The following is an 18,809-nucleotide window of genomic DNA, read 5'->3' on the forward strand; positions in this document are numbered from 1 at the left end:
CGCCTGCCGTGGTGGGTGCGGCGCCGCCGGGCGCTGCCGGGGCACCGGGCGCTCCGGAGGCGGGGCCGCCAGGGACTGCGGGGCCCGCCGGGGCGGCAGGCCCGCCCTCGATCAGGAGCACGTGCCCGGCCGGGATCTCGGCCGGACCGACGATCTGGACCGACGTGGCGACCGGGCTCGTGACCGAGACCAGCCGGTCGCCCTGCGGACCCGCGTTGACGATGCTCATCTGCAGGGGCGCACTGCCCCCTCGCGGGTAGACCATGTCGCCCTTGGCCACGTCGCTGAACTCGATCGTCGCGTCCCGGACCGAGATCGAGCCCACGCGCACGTTGGCGCCGTTGACCGACGCGACCTGCGTGTCGGTCTGGGTGATCTGGCCCGCCCCACAGCCTGCGAGTGCGACGGCCGCGGTCATCGCGCCGATGACGACCGCTACTGCGGTCGGACGGGAACGCACGTAGCGGCTCACGGGTGTGATGTCCTTCCTGGCGGGCCATCTCGTCGTGCCGCGGGCACAGCGGTGCGACGGACGCGGATGCCTGGTGTCCGCGACGGCCACTGGCTTCGGCCTGGGTAAAGCCTAACGCCACCTGTAGGAGCGCTGGTCCCGGTCCCCCACCAGCGTCACAATTGCTGGCCGTGCACGTTTCCCGCTGGTTGTCAATCCCCTGACCTGCGACGACGGGCTGGGCCGTGCAGCGGCGTCATGTCCAGGCGTGTTAACCTGGTGGCAGCGAAAGGGGCAGAGGACACATGGTTTTCAAGGTCGGAGAGACCGTCGTCTACCCGCACCACGGTGCCGCTCTCATCGAGGCCATCGAGACTCGGACGATCAAGGGCGAGGAGCGCAAGTACCTCGTCCTCAAGGTCGCGCAGGGTGATCTCACGGTGCGTGTTCCCGCCGAGAACGCCGAGGTTGTCGGCGTTCGTGACGTGGTGGGCCAGGAAGGTCTGGACAGGGTGTTCGAGGTGCTTCGCGCCCCGCACACCGAAGAGCCCACGAACTGGTCGCGACGGTACAAGGCAAACCTGGAGAAGTTGGCTTCGGGCGACGTCAACAAGGTTGCCGAGGTCGTCCGCGACCTGTGGCGGCGCGAGAAGGACCGCGGCCTGTCCGCGGGAGAGAAGCGCATGCTGGCCAAGGCCCGCCAGATCCTCGTCAGCGAGCTCGCGCTCGCCGAGGGCACCGACGAGGAGCGAGCCGAGCTGCTGCTCGACGAGGTGCTGGCCACCGCATCCGCCTGAGCACCAGCGCACTGCCCCCTTCCGCCGGTCCCGGTCGCAGCATGAACGTCACCGCTGTGGTCGTGGCCGGCGGCGGCCGTGGCGAGGTGGATGCACTCACGACCGTCGGTGGTGAACCGATGGTCGTTCGATCCGTGCGATCCCTGCTGGCCACGGGTCTCATCGATCATGTCGTCCTGCTCGATGTGGATGCACGCCCGGACGCCCTCATGAGCGCCTGTTCCGGGTTGCCCGTGAGCACGCGAAGCGCTCTTGCGCACGCGCTGTCCGGGATAGGGCCACACGTCGGTCAACGAGCAGGCACCACCGCGGGTGACGGTCCGGTCACGGCCGGTTCCGCGGATGTCGTCCTGCTTCACGAAGCCGCCCGCCCCTTCGCTCCGGCCGCCCTGGCCACCACCGTCGTGACCGCCGTCCGTGACGGCCACGAGATGGCCGTTCCCGTTCTGCCGCTGGTCGACACGGTCAAACAGGTGGACGCCGCCGGACTCGTGCAAGCCACCCCCGACCGGTCGGGGCTGCGGGTGCTCCAGACGCCGCTCGCGGTCCGGGGAGACCTGTTCGACCCCCTGCTCGCTCCCGAACCGCTGGAGCTGGCTCGCCGCCACGCCGCGGCGGGAGGTGCGGTACACACCGTTCCCGGCCACTCGGCAGCCTTCCCCGTGCGCAGCGCCTGGGATCTGGAGCTGGCCGAACTGCTCGCGGGGAGGGACGACGGATGAGAGTGGGCGTCGGCACGGACGTGCACCCGGTCGAGGCGGGCCGCGACTGCTGGATGGCGGGCCTGCACTGGCCGGGGGTCGACGGCTGCGCAGGGCACTCCGACGGCGACGTCGCCTCCCACGCGCTCTGCGACGCGCTGCTGTCGGCAGCCGGACTGGGTGATCTCGGGGCGGTGTTCGGCACCGGCCGTCCGGAGTGGAGCGGCGCGAGCGGGGTGGCGCTGCTCGGCGAGGTGCGCTCACTGATCTCCGCCGAGGGCTGGCTGGTCGGCAACGCCGCGGTGCAGGTGATCGGCAACGCCCCGAAGATCGGCGCCAGGCGCGCCGAGGCGCAGCAGGTGCTCTCCGCCGCCGTCGGCGGCCCGGTGTCGGTGTCGGGCACCACCACCGACGGGCTCGGCCTGACCGGGCGGGGCGAGGGGATCGCGGCGATCGCGACGGCGCTGCTCCTCCCCGCGTAACCACCCCCCGGAGTTGCAGCAAAGCCACTTTCATGCCACCTCGTTGCGTCAAAGTGGCTTTGCTGCAACCGGGGCTGCAACCGGGGGCGGGGCTGTCACCGGCGATGGGCGCTCAGGTTTCCTGCAGCGCGTCCAGGCGGGTCTGCACCTGGTCCGCGTCCAGCTGCTCGATGCGCCGGCTGACCATCCACTGGTGACCGAACGGGTCGGCGAGCCTGCCGCCGTAGTCGCCGTACCCGTGGTCGGCGATCTCGAAGATCACCCGGGCGCCCGCCGCCAGCATCCGCTCGGCCACCGCGTCGGCGTCCGAGACCTCCAGCGACATGATCACCGGGACACCACCCCCGGTGGGCGCGGGGTCGCCGTCGCCCGCGTCCTTCACCGCGAAGCGCGCCGGGCCGGCCTGGACCATGCTGTGCACGACCCGGCCGTCGGGGGCGGTGTAGCGCTCGAGCACCTCCCCGCCGAGCGCGGCCGTGTAGAAGGCGAGCGCCGCGTCGGCGCCCTCCACGACGAGGCGGGCGTGCAGGCCGAGGATCTCTGTCATGGCCCCAGGATGGTGACCTGTGAGCTTACCGTCGTGGACGAAGCGGAACTGCCCTGGTAAACAACGCGTGCAGTGGGTCCGTACTCTGAAGATGTGAGCCTGCGCCTGTTCGACACCGCCACCAGAAAGCAGCGGGACTTCGTCCCCCTGCGGGCCGGGGCTGCGTCGATCTACGTGTGTGGGGCCACTGTGCAGGGCCTTCCGCACATCGGGCACGTCCGCTCGGGGCTCAACTACGACGTCCTCCGCCGGTGGCTCGCCCACGGCGGACTCGACGTCGAACTGGTGCGGAACGTCACCGACATCGACGACAAGATCCTGCGCAAGGCCGCAGACGCCGGTAGGCCGTGGTGGGAGTGGGCCGCCACCCACGAGCGTGCCTTCACCGCAGCCTACGACGCGCTCGGCTGCCTCCCCGCGTCCGTCGAGCCGCGGGCCACGGGGCACATCACGCAGATGGTCGAGCTGATCGAGCGGCTGGTCGAGGGCGGTCACGCCTACGCGGGCGGTGGCGACGTCTACTTCGCGGTGCGGTCCTTCCCCGACTACGGGGCGTTGTCGCACCAGCGGGTCGACGACGTCGCGCAGGGGGAGGGCGAGAGCGGGGCCAAGCGCGACCCGCTCGACTTCACCCTGTGGAAGGCGGCCAAGCCGGGGGAGCCGTCGTGGCCCACCCCGTGGGGGCGGGGCCGGCCCGGCTGGCACCTGGAGTGCTCGGCCATGGCCACGAACTATCTCGGCCCCGAGTTCGACATCCACGGGGGCGGGCTCGACCTGGTCTTCCCGCACCACGAGAACGAGCGGGCCCAGTCCAACGCGGCGGGCGACCCGTTCGCGCGGTACTGGCTGCACAACGCCTGGGTCACCATGGGCGGCGAGAAGATGTCCAAGTCGCTGGGTAACACGCTGTCCATCGACGTGTTGCTGCGCCGCGTGCGCGGGGTCGAGCTGCGGTACTACCTGGTCGGCCCGCACTACCGGTCGTCCATCGAGTACTCCGACGCGGCGCTGCACGAGTCGGTGGCCGCCTACCGGCGCATCGAGTCGTTCATCCACCGGGTGCGGGAGCGGATCGGATTGCCGGAGCCCGGCTCGGTCTGCCCGGAGTTCGCCGCCGCCATGGACGACGACCTGGGCACGCCGGGCGCGCTGGCCGTCATCCACGGCACCGTCCGTGACGGCAACAGCGCGCTGGACGCCGGGGATCATCCGGCCGCCACGCGCGCGGCGGAGGCCGTGCGTGCCATGACGGGCGTGCTCGGGCTCGACCCCCTCGATCCCCGTTGGGTGGGTGACGACACCACGGCGGACGCCGCCTCGGGGGCGCTCACCGCCCTGGTCGAGGACCTGCTGGCGCAGCGTCAGGAGGCCCGCGCCCGGCGGGACTTCGCCGCCGCCGACGAGGTGCGCGATCGCCTCACCGCCGCCGGGGTGTCCGTGGAGGACAGCCCCGACGGCCCCACCTGGTCACTGAAGGACGTGTAGGGAAATTGGCCGGCAATTCCAAGCGCCGTGGCGCAATGCGCAAGGACGGCACCAAGAAGGGCATGGTGGTCGGGTCCGGAGGGCAGCGCCGTCGCGCTCTCCAGGGCAAGGGCCCCACGCCGCCCGCCGAGATGCGTCCCGGTCATCCCAAGGCGCGCAAGGCGGCGCGGGACGCGAAACCGGGGAGACCGGGCGGCGGCGGCCGGTCGTCGAGCACGGCGGGCCATCGACGCAAGGCCGGTGACGGCGAGACGCCGGAGACGGTGCTCGGCCGCAACCCCGTGGTGGAGTGCCTGCGGGCCGGCGTTCCGGCCACCGCGCTGCACGTCGCGATCGGCACCACCACTGACGAGCGGGTCTCCGAAGCGGTGCACCTGGCTGCCGACGCGGGCATCTCCATCCTCGAGGTGCCCCGCCAGGACCTCGACCGGATCGCGGGCGGCGCGTTGCACCAGGGCCTCGCCCTGCAGGTGCCGCCGTACGCCTACGCCCACCCGGACGAGCTGCTGGAGATCGCGGCCGACTCGGGTGAGCCGGGGCTGATCGTCGCGCTGGACGGGGTCACCGACCCCCGGAACCTGGGCGCGGTGGTCCGGTCGGTCGGCGCGTTCGGCGGCCACGGTGTGGTCGTGCCGCAGCGCCGGGCCGCGGGTATGACGGCCGTGGCGTGGCGCACCTCGGCAGGTGTGGCGGCGCGGCTCCCGGTGGCCCGGGCCACCAACCTCACCCGCACCCTGCGGGAGTACGCCACCGCCGGCTTCATGGTCGCCGGGTTGGACGCGGAGGGCTCGGTGTCGCTCGACGACTTCGAGCTGGCCACCGACCCGCTGGTGCTCGTGGTCGGTTCCGAGGGCAAGGGCCTCTCCCGCCTGGTGAAGCAGACGTGCGACGTCACGGTCTCGATCCCGATGGCGGGGCCGGTGGAGTCCTTGAACGCCTCGGTGGCCGCCGGGGTCGTGCTGGCCGAGATCGCGCGTCAGCGGCGCCGCTGAGCGCCGGTCGCCGCGGCGTTCAGGCCGCGGCGACGCGGCGCCCGCGCAGCCGGGCCACCACCCGGCAGCCGACGTAGCAGAGGAACGCGATCGTGGCGACGTAGCCAGACACGGGCAGGCCGGGTGCCAGCGACATCACGGTGCCCCCGACCAGTGCGAGCTCGGCGAACAGCACCGCGAGCACGGTGGCCAGCAGGGGGTTCGCCGTCACGCGCGCGGCGGCCGCCCCCGGCGCGATCATCACCGAGAGCACGAGCACCGCGCCGACGATCGGCACCGCCAGCGCGGTGGTGAGCCCGATCAGCACCGCGAAGACCAGCGACAGGAACCGCACCGGTACCCCGCGGGCCAGTGCGACGTCCGGGTCGGCGCTGGCGAACAGGAGCGGGCGGTAGAGCACCGCGAGGGTGCCCATGACGAGCACGGCGACGATGGCGAGCACCGTCAGGTTCGTCGAGTCGACCGACACGATGGAGCCGGTCAGCAACCCGAACTTGTTCGACGCGCGCCCGCTGTAGAGCGCCAGCAGCAGCACGCCGAGCCCGAGACCGAACGCGAGCACGACGCCGATCACCGAGTCGCGTTCGCGCTGGCGCAGCCCGAGCAGGCCGAACACCAGCCCGGCGACCACGGCTCCGACGACCGCGCCGATCTCCACCCCGACGCCGATGAGCAGTGCTGCCGCGCCTCCGGTGAACGCGAGCTCGGCCGTGCCGTGCACGGCGAACGCCATGCCCCGCGAGACGATCAACGGGGTGAGCGAGCCCGCGACGAGACCGAGCACGGCGCAGGCGATCAGCGCGTTCTGCACGAAGGGCAGCCCCAGCAGCTCACCGATGCCCGAGAACGTGAAGAGCCGGCCCAGGACCTCGCTCACGCCGACTCCTCCTCGCGGCAGTGTTCGGCGTGTTCCTCCGCGCCGACCACGACCAGCCTGCCGCGTACCTGCACCACGTCGACGCGGGTGCGGTACAGCTCCGACAGCACCTCCGACGTCATGACCTCCGACGGCGGCCCGATCCGGAAGCGGCCGTCGACGAGGTACAGGACCCGGTCCACCAGCGGCAGCACCGGGTTGATCTCGTGGGTGACGAACAGCACCGCGGTGCCGGCGGTGCGGCGGCGCTCGTCGATCAGGCGGGTGACCGTGCGCTGGTGGGACAGGTCGAGCGAGAGCAGCGGCTCATCGCAGAGCAGCACGTGCGGGTCGCCGACGAGGGCCTGGGCCACCCGCAACCGCTGCTGCTCGCCACCGGAGAGCCGCCCGACCGGCGCGCCGGAATATGCGGTGCCCCCGACGGCCTCCAGCGCCCGGTCGACCCGTTCGCGCCGGGCCCGCCTGCTGCGCAGCCCGATCCCGAGCCGGTGCCCGTCGAGGCCGAGGCCGACGAGGTCGCGGCCCCGCAACGGCAGGTCGGGGTCGAGCGCCTTCTGCTGGGGCACGTAGCCGATGCTCGGGGAGCCGCGGCGCGGTGGCTTGCCGCCGATCCGCACCTCGCCCGCCGAGAGCGGGAGCAGCCCGAGCAGCACCCGCACCAGGGTGGTCTTCCCCGAACCGTTGGGGCCGAGGACCGCCACGAACTCGCCGGGCTCGATGTCGAGGTCGAGACCGTCCCAGAGCGTCCGCCGGCCGAAGGTCACCCGAGCGGAACGCATCGACACGGCGGGCGCCGCGATCGGCCGGGACACGGCAGGAGCCGTGGTGCGGGGGATTGTCACGTCGTCAGCTCCCGTTCAGTGCATTCGCCACGGCGTCGATCTCCGAGCCCATCCAGGTGATGTAGTCGTTCACTCCTGCCGGCAGCGTCTCCGTCACCTTGACGACCGGCACGTTGGCCGCCTGCGCCGCCTGCTCCACCTGCGTCGTGGTGGGGGTCTCGGTCTGGGCGTTGAGGATCAGGAGCTGCACCGGGTTGGTCGTGAACAGGTCGAGGGTCTGCTGCAACACGGCCGCGGGCGGGTCGGTGTCCTCCTCGATCGCCTCGCTGAACGCCGGGGGCGTCACGTCGGTGAGCCCGGCGGCCTGGACCAGGTAGCCCGGCACCGGCTCGGTGATCGCCACGCGGGCGCCGGGGTGGGCGGTGCCGATCGCCTGCTCCTTCGTGATCAGGTCGGCCACCTTGCCCTTGAAGGCCTGGGCGTTCGACGTGAAGCGGGCGGCGTCGGTTGGGTCGGCGGTGCCGAGATCGGACGCGATCTGGTCGGCGACCTTCTGCACGGTGGGCAGGCTGTACCAGAGGTGCTCGTTGAACGACGGGTCATCGGCGGGGGCGGTGTCGGACCCGGCCGGCTCCGGCGGAGCCAGCCCGGAGAGCTGCGTGACGTTGATGACGCTCGGCTTCGCGCCCGACGACTGGACCAGCCGCTCCATGAAGTCGTCGTATCCGCCGCCGTTGTAGAGCACCAGGCTGGCGCCGGCCACCTTCGCCGCGTCGCCGGGAGTGCTCTCATAGGAGTGCGGGTCGGCGGCGGGGTCGTTGATCAGCGACGTCACGGCGACCCGGTCCCCGCCCACGGCCTGCGCGATGCTGCCGTAGACGTTGGTCGAGGTGACCACGCTGAGAGGGGCGTCACTCCCGGGAGTAGCGCTCGGAGCGGCCGGTGTGTTCCCGGAGCCGCAGCCGGCCAGGCTGAGTGCGGTGAAGGCGGCGAGCGCGGTGAGTACGCCGGAGCGGCGGAACGGCATGAGTGCAGGTCTCCCCGGTGATGGTCAGTTATTGATAACCGTTGTCGGTTCACTGTAGCCCTGTGAGCATTCGCTCCCTGCACCACCGGCTCTCGACTTTCCCGGCGACCAACTGAACCGTTACGGTTTGCCGATGTCCGGGCTTCCGAATGTCCGACGCCCCGCGACTCTGGCCTCGTTGGCTGCCGAGCTGGGTGTGTCGCGGACGACGGTCTCGAACGCGTACAACCGGCCTGACCAGCTGTCCGCGCCTCTGCGTGCGCGAGTGCTGGAGGCGGCGAGGCGGCTCGGCTATCCCGGCCCCGACCCGGTGGCCCGCTCGTTGCGCACCCGCAAGGCCGGCGCCGTCGGCCTGCTGCTCACCGAGGCCCTCTCCTACGCCTTCCGTGACCCTGCTGCCACCGGGTTCCTCGAAGGTCTGGCGCTGGCGTGTGAGCAGGCGGGCCAGGGTCTGCTGCTCATCCCGGTGAGCCCTGAGCACGCCGACGTCACCGCGGTGCACCAGGCGGGCGTCGACGGGTTCGTCGTCTACTCCGTGCGTGAGGACGATCCCCACTTCATGGCGGTGCTCGAGCGTCCGGTGCCCACCGTGGTCTGCGACCAGCCGACGGGCGTCGAGGGCGTGGACCGGGTCGGGGTCGACGACCGGGCCGGGATGCTCGCGCTGGCCCGGCACCTCACGGGGATGGGGCACCGGCGCGTCGGGGTGCTCTGCATGCGCCTCGCCTCGGGCCGCAACGACGGTCCCGCCTCGGCGGAGCGGCAGGCGAGCGTCACCTATCCGGTGCAGCGCGAGCGGCTCGCCGGCATCCGTGACGGCCTGGCCGAGGTCGGCGTCGACTGGGCCGACGTGCCCGTCCACGAGCGGTTCGAGCACAGCGTCGACTCAGGCCAGGCGGCCGCGGCCGCGCTCCTCGCGGCCCACCCCGAGCTCACCGCCGTGGTCTGCACGTCCGACGTCCTCGCGCTCGGGGCGCTGCGCCACGCCGCGGACCGGGGGTTGTCGGTGCCCGACCAGCTCACCATCACCGGGTTCGACGGTGTGCCCGAGGCCGAACGGGCTGGGTTGACCACGGTGAGACAGCCGCTGCTGGAGAAGGGGCGCGTTGCGGGTGAGCTCCTGCTGGAGCGGGGCGAGCGCAACCGGCCGCGGCGCGTCACGTTGCCCACCGAGCTGACGGTCGGTGAGACGAGCGCGAAGCCCCGCGTCGACCAGCGCTTCTTCTCCGGCTGGTGATCAGCTCCGCGGGCTGAGCCGAGTGGTGACGGAACGCGCCAGCGTCGCGACGTCCGTGCCGGGTTCGGGGCTCACCATGCCCTCGAGGAGCAGTGCCGAGAGTCCGTGAACGAGCGACCATGCGGCCAGCACGGTCGTCGCGGTGTGCGATGTGGCGCCCCCGTCGTGCCTCCCCGCCCCGGCATCGAGTCGTGCGCCGGCCCGCTGCTGCGCCGCCACAAGTTCCGCGTCGTCGCCGCGAACGAGGCCCGGCGCGCGCATCACCGCGAAGTGCGCGGGATGCGTGGTGGCGAACAGCACGTAGGCGACGCCGAGTTCGGCGAAGCTCCGGTTCTGCTCGGCGCTCTCGGTCAGCGCATCGGCGAGCAGCGTCCAGCCCTCCGTGGCCAGCGCGGTGAGCAGCCCGGCCTTGTCTCCGAAGTGGTGGGTGGGGGCGGCGTGGGAGACCCCTGCCCGGCGGGCGACGTCGCGAAGGCTCAGCGCGGCCGGGCCGTGCTCGGCGACCGCCAGAAGCGCGGTGTCGAGCAGCGCTCGCCGTAGATCCCCGTGGTGATAGGGCACGCCGACGAGCATAAACCCCATCTTTCCATTGACAAGATCCGCCCCTCGATGACATCTTGCCACTGTCAAGACTGACGAGCCTGCTGATGAGCCCGAGGAGTAGACGTGCCCACAGTGCCCTGGTCCACCGTCCGCGAGCCCGCGCCGAACGCCGAGGTCGTCGTCATGGCGTCCCGGTTCCGCGTCCGGGGCTTCCGCCACGTCCTGCCGTTCCTCATCGACTCCGTGCGGGTGCACACGCAGGTCCTGCGGAGCGAGGGTGCGCTGGGCGTCTCGCTGGTGGCCCACCCGTTGCGCCGCGAGTTCCGAACGCTCAGCGCCTGGGAGAACCGTGCGGCCCTCGACGCGATGGTGCGCTCCGAACCGCACCGGTCCGTGATGAGGCGCTACCGCGGCGCGATGGCCGACGTGGGGTTCACGTTCTGGACGGTGCCGGCAGCCGCGCTCCCCCCGACCTGGGAGGAGGCCGACGAGCGCCTCAGCGCAACGATGTGACCGCTATCCCCGCCGCGATGCGCGGACGGCCAGCAGTTCCTGGAGCAGCGCGCCGATCTCGGCCGGCCCCGGTACGCGGTGCTCGGCCGCGGTCTCGCCGGGACCCACCTTCACACCCACGTCTCCCGGCCGCAGCCGGGCGAAGGCGGTCTCGTCGGTGACGTCGTCGCCTGCGAACAGGACCGCGTCCGGCTCGATCCGCTCGCGCAGCAGGTCCAGCGCGAGGCCCTTGTTCACCTGCAGAACCGCCAGGTCGAGCACCGCCTTGCCGGGAGTGGTCTCGATGCCGGGCCAGGAGGCCGGCCCGGTGCGCACGGCCTCGAACACGCGCTCGCCGACGTCGGCCGGTGCGTTCCGCACGTGGACGGCCAGGCCGGCGGGCTTCTCCTCCAGCGTGACGCCGGGCTCGCCGTCCACGAGCGCGCGCAGCTCCGCGCCGAGCCGTTCGAGCCGCTCGCGCTGGGCGTCGTCGAGTACCGCGCCGCCGTCGTCGAACTCGGCGCCGTGGCTGCCGATGAGCCGGATCGGGGTGCCGAAGCCCGACACGGCGGCCAGGTCGGCCAGCCCGCGCCCGGAGACGAGCGCGACCGTGGTGTCCGGCAGCGTGGCCAGCGAGCCGATCGCCGCGGCCGACACCGGCAGCGGCCGGGCGTCCGACGGGACGGGGACGATCGGAGCGAGCACGCCGTCGAAGTCGAGGGCCACGAGCAGGCGGGGGACGACGGCGACGGTCCGCACGGCGTCGTCGAGAGCGCTCATGACGCCGAACCGTCGGCGGGCGGCAGCCCGAGCGCGTCGAGGAACGAGCGCGCCCACCGGTCGACGTCGTGGGTGAGCACCTGGCGGCGTAGCGCCCGCATCCGCTTGGCTGCGTCCTCGCGGGGCATGGTGAGGGCGACGTGCAGAGCGTTCTTGACGCCGTCGGTGTCGTGCGGGTTCACCAGGATGGCGTCCTTCAGCTCGTACGCCGCACCGGCGAACTCCGAGAGGACCAGCGCACCCCCGTTGTCGTGCCGGCACGCCACGTACTCCTTCGCGACGAGGTTCATCCCGTCGCGCAGCGGCGTCACCAGCATCACGTCGGCGGCGACGAAGAACGCGGCGAGCTCCTCCCGGGGCAGCGACTGGTGCAGGTAGTGCACCGCGGGATGGCCGACCCGGGCGTACTCACCGTTGATCCGCCCGACGGACTGCTCGATGTCGTTGCGCATCTTCTGGTAGTGCTCGACGCGTTCCCGGCTGGGCGTGGCGAGCTGGATCATCACCACGTCCTCGGGATCCACGCGGCCCTCGGAGAGCAGTTCCTCGAACGCCCGCAGCCGGACGTCGATGCCCTTGGTGTAGTCGAGCCGGTCGACGCCGAGCACGACCTTGGCCGGGTCGCCGAGGTCGGCCCGGATCTGCTTGGCCCGTTCGAGCACCTCGGGGGTGCGGGAGAGCTTGTCGAGCGCCGCCGAGTCGATCGAGATGGGGAACGCCCCGAGCTTGACCGTGCGCCCGTCGTAGGTGACCTCGGTGCGGCCCTGACCGGGCGTGGCGTCGGTGAGGCGGGTGGCCAGCCACCGGAAGTTGCGGGTGCCGCCGGGGGTGTGGAAGCCGACGAGGTCGGCCCCGAGCAGCCCTTCGATGATCCTCCGGCGCCAGGGGAGCTGCATGAACAGCTCGGTGGGAGGGAAGGGGATGTGCAGGAAGAACCCGATGCGCAGGTCGGGCCGCAGTCTCCGCAGCGCAGCGGGGAGCAGCTGCAGCTGGTAGTCCTGGATCCAGACGGTGGCGTTGCGGGCGGCCACCCCGGCCACCACCTCGGCGAACCGCTCGTTGACCCGCACGTAGGCCTGCCACCAGTGGCGATGGAACATGGGCGGGGCTACGACATCGTGGTAGAGCGGCCATAGCGTGCCGTTGGAGAAGCCCTCGTAGTACTCCTCGACCTCCTGCGCGGACAGGCGCACGGGGTGCAGCTGCAGGCCGTCCTCGACGAGCGGTTCGACGTCGGCGTCGGCCAGGCCCGGCCAGCCGACCCAGGCGCCCTCCCGGCTGCGCAGCATCGGCTCCAGCGCGGTGACCAGACCGCCGGGGCTGCGCTTCCAGCGCTGCGACCCGTCGGGGAGTTTCTCCAGATCGACCGGCAGCCGGTTGGCGACGACGACGAACTCGGCGTCGGAAAGCGTGGTACTGCCGGTCGGCATGATCCTCCTCGCGCATATCGCCTGTTTGGCGACGGTGTGGCAGGGGCTGGCCGCTGCCAACCGTTGGCGGCAGCCTACTGCCGTGGCTGCTCGTTCGCGGTACTCGCGACGACGGAGCGGTTGGGACGCGCGGGCCGCGCGATGAAGTCGCCGAGGGTGACACCGGCGGCGAGCGCGAGCCCGATGGCCAGTGCGAGGGTCACCGTCACGAGTCCTTCGGCGAGCCCCTCGACGGCCAGCTGGTAGAAGCCGCGGTAGGCGGTCAGGCCGGGCAGCAGCGGGGTGATCCCGGCGAGGGTGACGACGAGCGGCGCGACCCGCCCGCCCCGGCGCAGCAGACCTGTGGCGATCCCCACGACGATCGCGGCGATGCCGGTGGCGGCGACCGGTCCGATCGCCGTGAGCTGGGTGAGTGCGCCGTAGGTGCCCCAGCCCGCGGCACCGGCGATCCCGGCGGCCAGCAGCGGGCGCGGGCGGGCGTAGCCGGCGAGCGAGAACGCGGCGGCACCGGCGGCCGCGGCGAGGACGGCGACGCTGAACCGGCCCGACCCGGCGGAGAGTGGGCCGGCCACCTCGAGCGTGATCCCGAACGCGAGCCCGATCTTCAGGCCGAGCACGACACCGGTGAGCAGTCCGGCCGACAGCAAGAGGATCTCCGCGGCCCGACCGGCCGAGGTGACGAAGTAGCTGGAGATGGCGTCCTGCACGCTGCCGACGACCGAGAGCCCGGACAGCAGCACCGTGATGCTCGCCGCGACCACCAGGGAGGGCTGCGTGCCCGGCGGGAACACACCCGCGGCGAACAGCGCGAGCGTCGAGCCGGTGGCGACGACACCGCCGACGACCTGCTGGAAGAACGGAGGAAGTCCCCACCTGTTGAGCAGGCGCCCGATCCGGTCGATGAGCGCCGTGACCACGAACGCGGCCAGCGCCGTGATCGGGGCGGCACCGAGCAGGAGCGCGATCGACGCGGCCAACGACGCCCAGCCCACCGTGGCCACCCACCGCGGGTACGGGTGGGGAGCGCTCACCGCGTCGGTCAACACGACCGCGGCCTGCTGCGCGTCGAGCTCGGCGCGCTCCACCCGCTCGACGATCGCGGCGACCTCCGCCAGCCGCGTGAGGTCGAGCGACCGGTAGCGGACCAGCCGCATCGACGTCACCGGCGCCGCCGCCATCCCGCGGTGGCAGCAGATGGTGATCGAGGTGAACGTGATGTCGACGTCCACTGTGGAGAGCCCACAGGCCGCGGCCATCCGCAGCATCGTCTCCGTCGTCTCATCGGCGCTCTCCCCGGCCGACAGCAGCACCTCCCCGACCCGCATGCACAGATCGAGCACCTGCTGCACGTGCGCGTCGTCGGGTACCTGCGGGCCGAGCGGGCGCAGCAACTGCACACTGGGCGGCCCGGCCTGCAGCAGTTCGTGCGCCTCACGCCTCAGTACATTCCGAACGCTCCGAACCCGTCGGGTGATCCGGCGAGCTGCGGTCACGAGGTATCACCGGTGCTGCCACCGGCCGCGATCCACTCCACCATGGACGTCAGGGTAGGTGCGGCGCCCGTCGCCACTGACGGCACTCCGACGCTTGCGCGATGCCGGGTGCACGCGCTCCACAGTGTCCCGCCGCAGCGGGACCACGTTGCCGCTGATGCTCTTCACCCGCGAGATCCACCGTTCCCGTGCGCGGGTGGCCACCGTCGTCAGGGAGCACGGGTGGCGGACGTGGGCGGTTCCGCGCCAGGCGATAGGAGCGCTCGTTCCCTGCCCGGCAGCCCCCAATCAGGTGAGGAGCGTGCTGGACGCCTCCCGGTAGGGCTTCTGTGTCCGGGGTGATGCTGACGCCTCCAACGACTCGTGTCACCATGAGACTACCTCCGGGAACGCGACCGTCCACCGATCAGGACCACGTTTCCGCAGGTCAGATGTACCAAACGCCCGCCGGTGTAGCTCAGTGGTAGAGCAACCGCCTTGTAAGCGGTAGGTCGTCGGTTCGATCCCGACCTCCGGCTCCACGCCTGACCATCGGTTTCTCCGCTCGTCGACAGCTCGATCTACGCGACATGGGATCAAACATGGTGCGAATGCGGTAAGTTCGTGCCATGCCACGCGCCTCCGCCGCTGGTCAGCGGCGTGCGAAGGGCAGCATCGAGACGCCGCCGAGCGGTGCGCTGCGCGTCGTCGTCTACGCCGGCACCGATCCGGTGACCAAGCGCCGGCACTATCTCCGCGAGGTGGTGCAGCCCGGCCCGAAGCTCGACGAGCGGGCCGAGGCCGTCCGTGCGCGGGGAGCCGCGCCATGCAGGTCAGTACTGGTCGGTTGTCGTCACCGGTCCCGGTGGCATGTGGTGCTCGCCGAGGACGGTGAAGGCGGATATCGAGGACCCGGACTCCTTCCGTCCGCACCTGGTCGGGATCGTCCGTGCGGAGAAGCCTGATGCCAGTGACCGACCCGAAAGTGCCTGGATCGGCGACTACGAGCTGCACCTGAGTCGCCCGGGCAGCGTCGAGGTCACGGCGATCTTCCGGCTGGGCTGACCGACCTCTTCGCCACTGGTCACCCCCGGCCCGTCCGCGCCGTCGGCCGAAGCGCCAGTCTGCGCTCAAGGCCGCGCGGGCCGAGGAACTGCCCTGGCGGACCGCCTTTGGCGGGGGCCTGGCGGCCCTTGGCTTACCACGGCCTAACCAAGCCGAACCGCGGCGGCCACGCGGCCCTTGGGCGCTATTACCGCGCCGACGGGTCCAGCGTGTTCGTCAAGCCGGGCACCGAGCGCTACGCCACCGACGAGCAGTTGCTCGGCGAGCGCGAGCTGCGCGCCGCCGCCGTGCGCCGTGGCGCACCGGCGTGGACGACCGAGCAGGCAGACGATCTGCTCGCCCGGTTCTCCCGGTCCGGGCGGACGCTGGGAGCCGATCAGGAGGCGGCGCTGCGGGGCATCCTCACCTCCGGCGCCGCGGTCGAGCTCCTGATGGCGCCGGCGGGAACGGGGAAGTCGTTCCTCGTCGGGACGCTCGCCGACTCGTGGGGCGGTCCTCCCGGTGCGGGTGAGGAGCGGGAGCGCCGGGTGTTCGGGCTCGCCTACGGTCAGCGGCAGGCCGACGTACTCGGCGACGAGGGCGTCACGTCGCGGAACATCCGCCGGTGGCTCGACGGCCAGGCCCGGCTCGACGCGGGTACGGCGGGCGGGGACGACGAGGCGTTCCGGCTGCGCTCCGGCGACCTGGTCGTCGTCGACGAGGCCGGCGCCGCGTCCACCCCGGCCTTGGTCGCGATCCACCGGAGGTGCGCGCAGGCCGGGGCGAAGCTGCTGCTCGTCGGCGACCCGAAACAGCTCGCCGCGGTCGGGGCCGGCGGCGCGATGGCCGACATCGCCGAGCGCGGGATCCGCTACGAGCTGGCCGAAGTGCGGCGGTTCCGCAACAGCTGGGAGGGGCCGGCGTCGCTGCGGCTGCGTGACGGCGACGAGACCGTCGTCGCCGAGTACGCCAAGCAGGGCCGGCTCGTCGACGGCGGCACGCCGGAGCAGGCCGAGGCTGCCGCGGCGCGCGCATGGCTGGCCGCCACCCTCGACGGCCGGGATGCCCTGCTCGTCGTCGGCAGCAACGCCGCCGCGGCGCGGGTGTCGAACGCGCTGCGGTCAGAGCTGGTGCGGCTGGGCCGCGTCGAGGAGCGCGGGGTACCGCTCGGGATGCAGGGCACCTACGCCGGCGTCGGGGACCTGGTGCAGGCCCGCCGCAACGCATGGCACCTCGACGGCTGGCAGGGCAACACCGCCGCCCCGATCAACCGCACCGTCTACCGGGTCACCGCGCTGGCGCCCGACGGTGGCGGGCTGACCGTTGCCCGGGTGACGGGCCGCGACGCTGACGGCGCCGAGCAGCTCGGCGAGCCCCTGCACCTCCCCGCCGGCTATGTCAACGAGCACGTCACCCTCGCCTACGCCTCCACCGTCCACGCCGCGCACGGCCGCACCGTTCAGGACGGCATCGGTGTGCTCGCACCCGGCACCGACGCCGAGGCCGCCTACGTGCAAGCCACCCGTGGCACCGACACCAACATGCTGTTCGCGGTCACCCGCAATGTGAGTGACTCCGCGGCGACCGGTGAGACGTTCGGCGTCGCCGAGCGGGGTGCGGCCACGGTGCTGGCGGACGTGATCCGCCCACCGGACGAGGACCGCAACCGCACCGCGCTCGCCGAGGCCGAAGCCGCCGCCGACCGGGCCCGCTCGACCGCGACGCAGATCGACCCGCTGCTCACCGTCCTCGGCGACGCACTCGGCGGCCGGACCGGCCGCTGGCTCGACGAGCTAGCGGCCGCCGGCGTCCTGCCAGAACGGCATCGGGTCGCGTTCGCCGCCGACGAGGCCCGCGAGTCACTCGACCAGCTGCTGCGCGCGGCTGAGCTGGCAGGACACGATGCCCGCCAGGTCCTCGCCGACGCGGTCACTGCAACCTCGTTGGACGGGTCGACGTCGGTGGCACAGGTACTGCACTTCCGTGTCCGCTCCGCACTGGAGGGCAAGCTCACCCCGCGCGTGGACAGCTACCGCGACCTGCTGCCCACTGATCTCCCCGCAGACACGCGGACGGGACTGCTCGCCCTGGCCGATGCCGCCGACACCCGCCGCGCCGAACTCGTGGCCGACCTGGCATTCGCTCCGCCGACATGGGTGACCGAGGCCCTCGGCCCCGTCCCCGACGAGCCCGGCGAGCGTGCTGCCTGGGTCGACAAGGCGGGTTGGGCTGCGAGCTACCGCGAACTAGGCGACCACACCGACGCCGAGGACCCCCTTGGCGCCGCCCCGGCCCGCGGCCTGGCCGAGAAGCACGCGCTGTTCCACACCGCGCATACCGCCCTTGATTTGGCCACCGCCGGCGACGAGGAGGAGCGCATGTCCGAGGGCCGGCTCCGCGCACGGATCGCGGCATGGGAGCGCGAGAAGTCGTGGGCTCCGGACTACGTCGCGGACCGCCTCGAAGCCACTCACTCCGCACTCCGCGCAGCACGCGAGAACGCCACCGTGTGGTCCGCCCGCGCCGATGCCGAGCCCGACCCGCTGGAAGCCGACCAACTTCGCGGAGCCGCTGAGCAGTCCCATAAGCGGGTCGCCGAGCTGGAGCATCAGCTCGACGACCTCCAGTTCGCCGACGACGCTCGCGCCGCCTGGCGCTACGAAACCGCCGTCACCAAGGACAACGCCGAACGCGCCCGCCACGCTGCGGCCGTCCGCGGGATCGACCTCGACAATCCCGCCGAACAGATCACGGCCGAGGAATGGCTCAACGAGCACCGCGCTGCGCAATTCGCCGAAGACGAGCACCGCGAGATCACCGAGCACGACGTCGACGACGCGGCAAACGACGTGACCGTGGTTCAGCCGCCCGTCGACGACGTCGAGACGACGAAGCAACGGTCCCGCCCAGCGGATGCCACAGCCGAGGTTGTCGATCGAGCGTCGCTTGCCTTCTCGACGATCGAGCAGCGCCACGACGATGCTGTGGATCGCGACGTGTCGGACGGCGATACCCGGCAAGCCGAACTTGCTCAGTGGGCGGAGGACGACGCACAGGACGCCAGCAGCCGGTCGAGCGGACCTGGCCTCGGCAGAACCGGATGATCGAGCGTCGTTGTTGTCCGGTCGTTGGGACGCAGTGCCGCGGTTACGGCCGACATCGATGTCGTCATGACTGCCCCTTCAAGGCCGCCCGTTGCCTACCAGCGCGATCAACGCGCAGGGCACCGGCTGCGCCAGGGCTTGGACGCGTGGTGGGCGGCACCGACAGTGCTGCCCGATCTGACCGCCTCGCCAACGAGACGGTTCGATTTCTCTACGTCGGCATCGCGGCCACGCTGCGATCACGTCTGGGGCAGGACCACATGAAGCGCACCGGCAGCTCGATCTTGTGCCTCCCGCGCGGCGGGCAGGGCTAGCGCTGGTGGAACAGGCAACTTAATGTCATCGTGCAGATTTTGGTCGCTCTGATCGCAGCTGGCGCAGGCGTTGCAGGCGGCGCAATTACAGTACAGGCGACGATCGACGCGGAAAGAGGGCCCGGAGGGTACTCCTCCACCATAATGACCCTGCTATCCAGTCGGCGATCCGCCATCCTCGCAGTCCAACGCAATTGCCAGGTAGTGACTGCCCTGGCCCGTGTAGAAAGCAGATTCATCCCCCGTGGTTTC

17 protein-coding genes, 1 tRNA gene and 1 pseudogene are annotated in these 18,809 nt (G+C 71.9%); 10 read left to right on the forward strand and 9 right to left on the reverse strand.

Annotated elements, in window-relative coordinates; all coding sequences use genetic code 11:
• A pseudogene (locus HF577_RS22205) lies at positions 1-472 on the reverse strand (hypothetical protein); the annotation flags it as partial.
• Between the two features lie 284 nt (positions 473-756).
• Between HF577_RS22205 and HF577_RS22210 the strand changes: the two are divergent.
• Genes HF577_RS22210 through ispF form a run of 3 tightly spaced genes read left to right on the forward strand, consistent with a single transcriptional unit; the run spans position 757 to position 2,431 of the window.
• Entirely contained in the window at positions 757-1,248 is a 492-nt protein-coding gene (locus tag HF577_RS22210) for a CarD family transcriptional regulator (protein WP_169397863.1), read from the forward strand.
• Between the two features lie 41 nt (positions 1,249-1,289).
• Positions 1,290-1,970 (forward strand): IspD/TarI family cytidylyltransferase, encoded by a 681-nt coding sequence (locus HF577_RS22215; RefSeq protein ID WP_169397864.1) that lies wholly within the window; start codon positions 1,290-1,292, stop codon positions 1,968-1,970.
• Complete coding sequence (ispF, locus tag HF577_RS22220; RefSeq protein ID WP_169397865.1) at positions 1,967-2,431, forward strand: 2-C-methyl-D-erythritol 2,4-cyclodiphosphate synthase; 465 nt, start codon at positions 1,967-1,969, stop codon at positions 2,429-2,431. The genes HF577_RS22215 and ispF overlap by 4 nt, the downstream gene beginning before the upstream one ends.
• A gap of 112 nt (positions 2,432-2,543) precedes the next feature.
• Here the strand turns inward: ispF and HF577_RS22225 are convergent, their stop codons facing one another.
• Positions 2,544-2,978, reverse strand: coding sequence for a VOC family protein (locus tag HF577_RS22225; protein WP_169397866.1), 435 nt, complete (start codon positions 2,976-2,978; stop codon positions 2,544-2,546).
• A 93-nt stretch (positions 2,979-3,071) separates the two neighbouring features.
• Here HF577_RS22225 and cysS point away from each other — a divergent pair, with 93 nt between their 5' ends.
• Together cysS and rlmB are read left to right on the forward strand one after the other, a co-directional pair.
• Entirely contained in the window at positions 3,072-4,463 is a 1,392-nt protein-coding gene (gene cysS, locus HF577_RS22230; RefSeq protein ID WP_169397867.1) for a cysteine--tRNA ligase, read from the forward strand.
• A 5-nt stretch (positions 4,464-4,468) separates the two neighbouring features.
• Positions 4,469-5,455: a 23S rRNA (guanosine(2251)-2'-O)-methyltransferase RlmB gene (gene rlmB / locus HF577_RS22235; RefSeq protein WP_169397868.1), complete on the forward strand. Its 987-nt coding sequence runs from the start codon at positions 4,469-4,471 to the stop codon at positions 5,453-5,455.
• Positions 5,456-5,474: 19 nt separating this feature from the next.
• On the opposite strand, the gene HF577_RS22240 is transcribed toward rlmB, so the two are convergent.
• The 3 genes from HF577_RS22240 to HF577_RS22250 all read right to left on the reverse strand — a co-directional run bounded on the left by HF577_RS22240 (position 5,475) and on the right by HF577_RS22250 (position 8,141).
• Positions 5,475-6,332 (reverse strand): metal ABC transporter permease, encoded by an 858-nt coding sequence (locus tag HF577_RS22240; RefSeq protein ID WP_407692227.1) that lies wholly within the window; start codon positions 6,330-6,332, stop codon positions 5,475-5,477.
• Positions 6,329-7,111, reverse strand: coding sequence for a metal ABC transporter ATP-binding protein (locus HF577_RS22245; RefSeq protein ID WP_169397892.1), 783 nt, complete (start codon positions 7,109-7,111; stop codon positions 6,329-6,331). Before HF577_RS22245 ends, HF577_RS22240 begins: the two co-directional genes overlap by 4 nt.
• Positions 7,112-7,178: 67 nt before the next feature.
• A complete protein-coding gene (locus HF577_RS22250; RefSeq protein WP_169397869.1) occupies positions 7,179-8,141 on the reverse strand; it encodes a metal ABC transporter solute-binding protein, Zn/Mn family in 963 nt (320 codons plus the stop codon).
• A 133-nt stretch (positions 8,142-8,274) separates the two neighbouring features.
• On the opposite strand from HF577_RS22250, the gene HF577_RS22255 reads away from it, so the two are divergent.
• Positions 8,275-9,378, forward strand: a complete 1,104-nt coding sequence (locus HF577_RS22255) for a LacI family DNA-binding transcriptional regulator (protein ID WP_169397870.1) — start codon at positions 8,275-8,277, stop codon at positions 9,376-9,378.
• On the opposite strand, the gene HF577_RS22260 is transcribed toward HF577_RS22255, so the two are convergent.
• Positions 9,379-9,951 (reverse strand): TetR/AcrR family transcriptional regulator, encoded by a 573-nt coding sequence (locus HF577_RS22260; RefSeq protein WP_169397893.1) that lies wholly within the window; start codon positions 9,949-9,951, stop codon positions 9,379-9,381.
• A gap of 93 nt (positions 9,952-10,044) precedes the next feature.
• Here HF577_RS22260 and HF577_RS39345 point away from each other — a divergent pair, with 93 nt between their 5' ends.
• Complete coding sequence (locus HF577_RS39345; protein WP_211174666.1) at positions 10,045-10,434, forward strand: DUF3291 domain-containing protein; 390 nt, start codon at positions 10,045-10,047, stop codon at positions 10,432-10,434.
• Between the two features lie 3 nt (positions 10,435-10,437).
• On the opposite strand, the gene otsB is transcribed toward HF577_RS39345, so the two are convergent.
• From otsB to HF577_RS22280, 3 genes are all read right to left on the reverse strand, one after another.
• Positions 10,438-11,193 carry a trehalose-phosphatase gene (gene otsB, locus HF577_RS22270; RefSeq protein ID WP_169397871.1) on the reverse strand — a complete coding sequence of 252 codons (756 nt, stop codon included), beginning with the start codon at positions 11,191-11,193 and terminating at the stop codon, positions 10,438-10,440.
• The gene (locus HF577_RS22275; protein ID WP_169397872.1) at positions 11,190-12,623 is read right to left on the reverse strand and encodes an alpha,alpha-trehalose-phosphate synthase (UDP-forming); all 1,434 of its coding nucleotides are present in this window, start codon (positions 12,621-12,623) and stop codon (positions 11,190-11,192) included. The genes otsB and HF577_RS22275 overlap by 4 nt, the downstream gene beginning before the upstream one ends.
• A gap of 74 nt (positions 12,624-12,697) precedes the next feature.
• Positions 12,698-14,020 carry a threonine/serine exporter family protein gene (locus HF577_RS22280; protein WP_312859296.1) on the reverse strand — a complete coding sequence of 441 codons (1,323 nt, stop codon included), beginning with the start codon at positions 14,018-14,020 and terminating at the stop codon, positions 12,698-12,700.
• 542 nt (positions 14,021-14,562) lie between these two features.
• Here HF577_RS22280 and HF577_RS22285 point away from each other — a divergent pair.
• The 3 genes from HF577_RS22285 (at position 14,563) to HF577_RS22295 (ending at position 18,243) form a co-directional block, all read left to right on the forward strand.
• Positions 14,563-14,637 (forward strand) — tRNA-Thr (locus tag HF577_RS22285).
• Between the two features lie 349 nt (positions 14,638-14,986).
• Positions 14,987-15,160: a hypothetical protein gene (locus HF577_RS22290; RefSeq protein WP_169397874.1), complete on the forward strand. Its 174-nt coding sequence runs from the start codon at positions 14,987-14,989 to the stop codon at positions 15,158-15,160.
• 209 nt (positions 15,161-15,369) lie between these two features.
• A complete protein-coding gene (locus tag HF577_RS22295) occupies positions 15,370-18,243 on the forward strand; it encodes an ATP-dependent DNA helicase (protein WP_169397875.1) in 2,874 nt (957 codons plus the stop codon).
• Positions 18,244-18,809 lie beyond the last annotated feature (566 nt).

Source organism: Pseudonocardia xinjiangensis (genome assembly GCF_012911925.1).
GTDB classification, from domain to species: Bacteria; Actinomycetota; Actinomycetes; order Mycobacteriales; family Pseudonocardiaceae; genus Pseudonocardia; species Pseudonocardia xinjiangensis.

What these genes read in the sequence shown, in the direction of transcription:
- HF577_RS22210 (WP_169397863.1), top strand. Translation starts at nt 757, where the DNA reads ATGGTTTTCAAGGTCGGAGAGACCGTCGTCTACCCGCACCACGGTGCC.
- HF577_RS22215 (WP_169397864.1), top strand. Translation starts at nt 1,290, where the DNA reads ATGAACGTCACCGCTGTGGTCGTGGCCGGCGGCGGCCGTGGCGAGGTG.
- ispF (WP_169397865.1), top strand. Translation starts at nt 1,967, where the DNA reads ATGAGAGTGGGCGTCGGCACGGACGTGCACCCGGTCGAGGCGGGCCGC.
- HF577_RS22225 (WP_169397866.1), bottom strand. Translation starts at nt 2,978, where the DNA reads ATGACAGAGATCCTCGGCCTGCACGCCCGCCTCGTCGTGGAGGGCGCC.
- HF577_RS22245 (WP_169397892.1), bottom strand. Translation starts at nt 7,111, where the DNA reads ATGCGTTCCGCTCGGGTGACCTTCGGCCGGCGGACGCTCTGGGACGGT.
- HF577_RS22250 (WP_169397869.1), bottom strand. Translation starts at nt 8,141, where the DNA reads ATGCCGTTCCGCCGCTCCGGCGTACTCACCGCGCTCGCCGCCTTCACC.
- HF577_RS22255 (WP_169397870.1), top strand. Translation starts at nt 8,275, where the DNA reads ATGTCCGGGCTTCCGAATGTCCGACGCCCCGCGACTCTGGCCTCGTTG.
- HF577_RS22260 (WP_169397893.1), bottom strand. Translation starts at nt 9,951, where the DNA reads ATGCTCGTCGGCGTGCCCTATCACCACGGGGATCTACGGCGAGCGCTG.
- otsB (WP_169397871.1), bottom strand. Translation starts at nt 11,193, where the DNA reads ATGAGCGCTCTCGACGACGCCGTGCGGACCGTCGCCGTCGTCCCCCGC.
- HF577_RS22275 (WP_169397872.1), bottom strand. Translation starts at nt 12,623, where the DNA reads ATGCCGACCGGCAGTACCACGCTTTCCGACGCCGAGTTCGTCGTCGTC.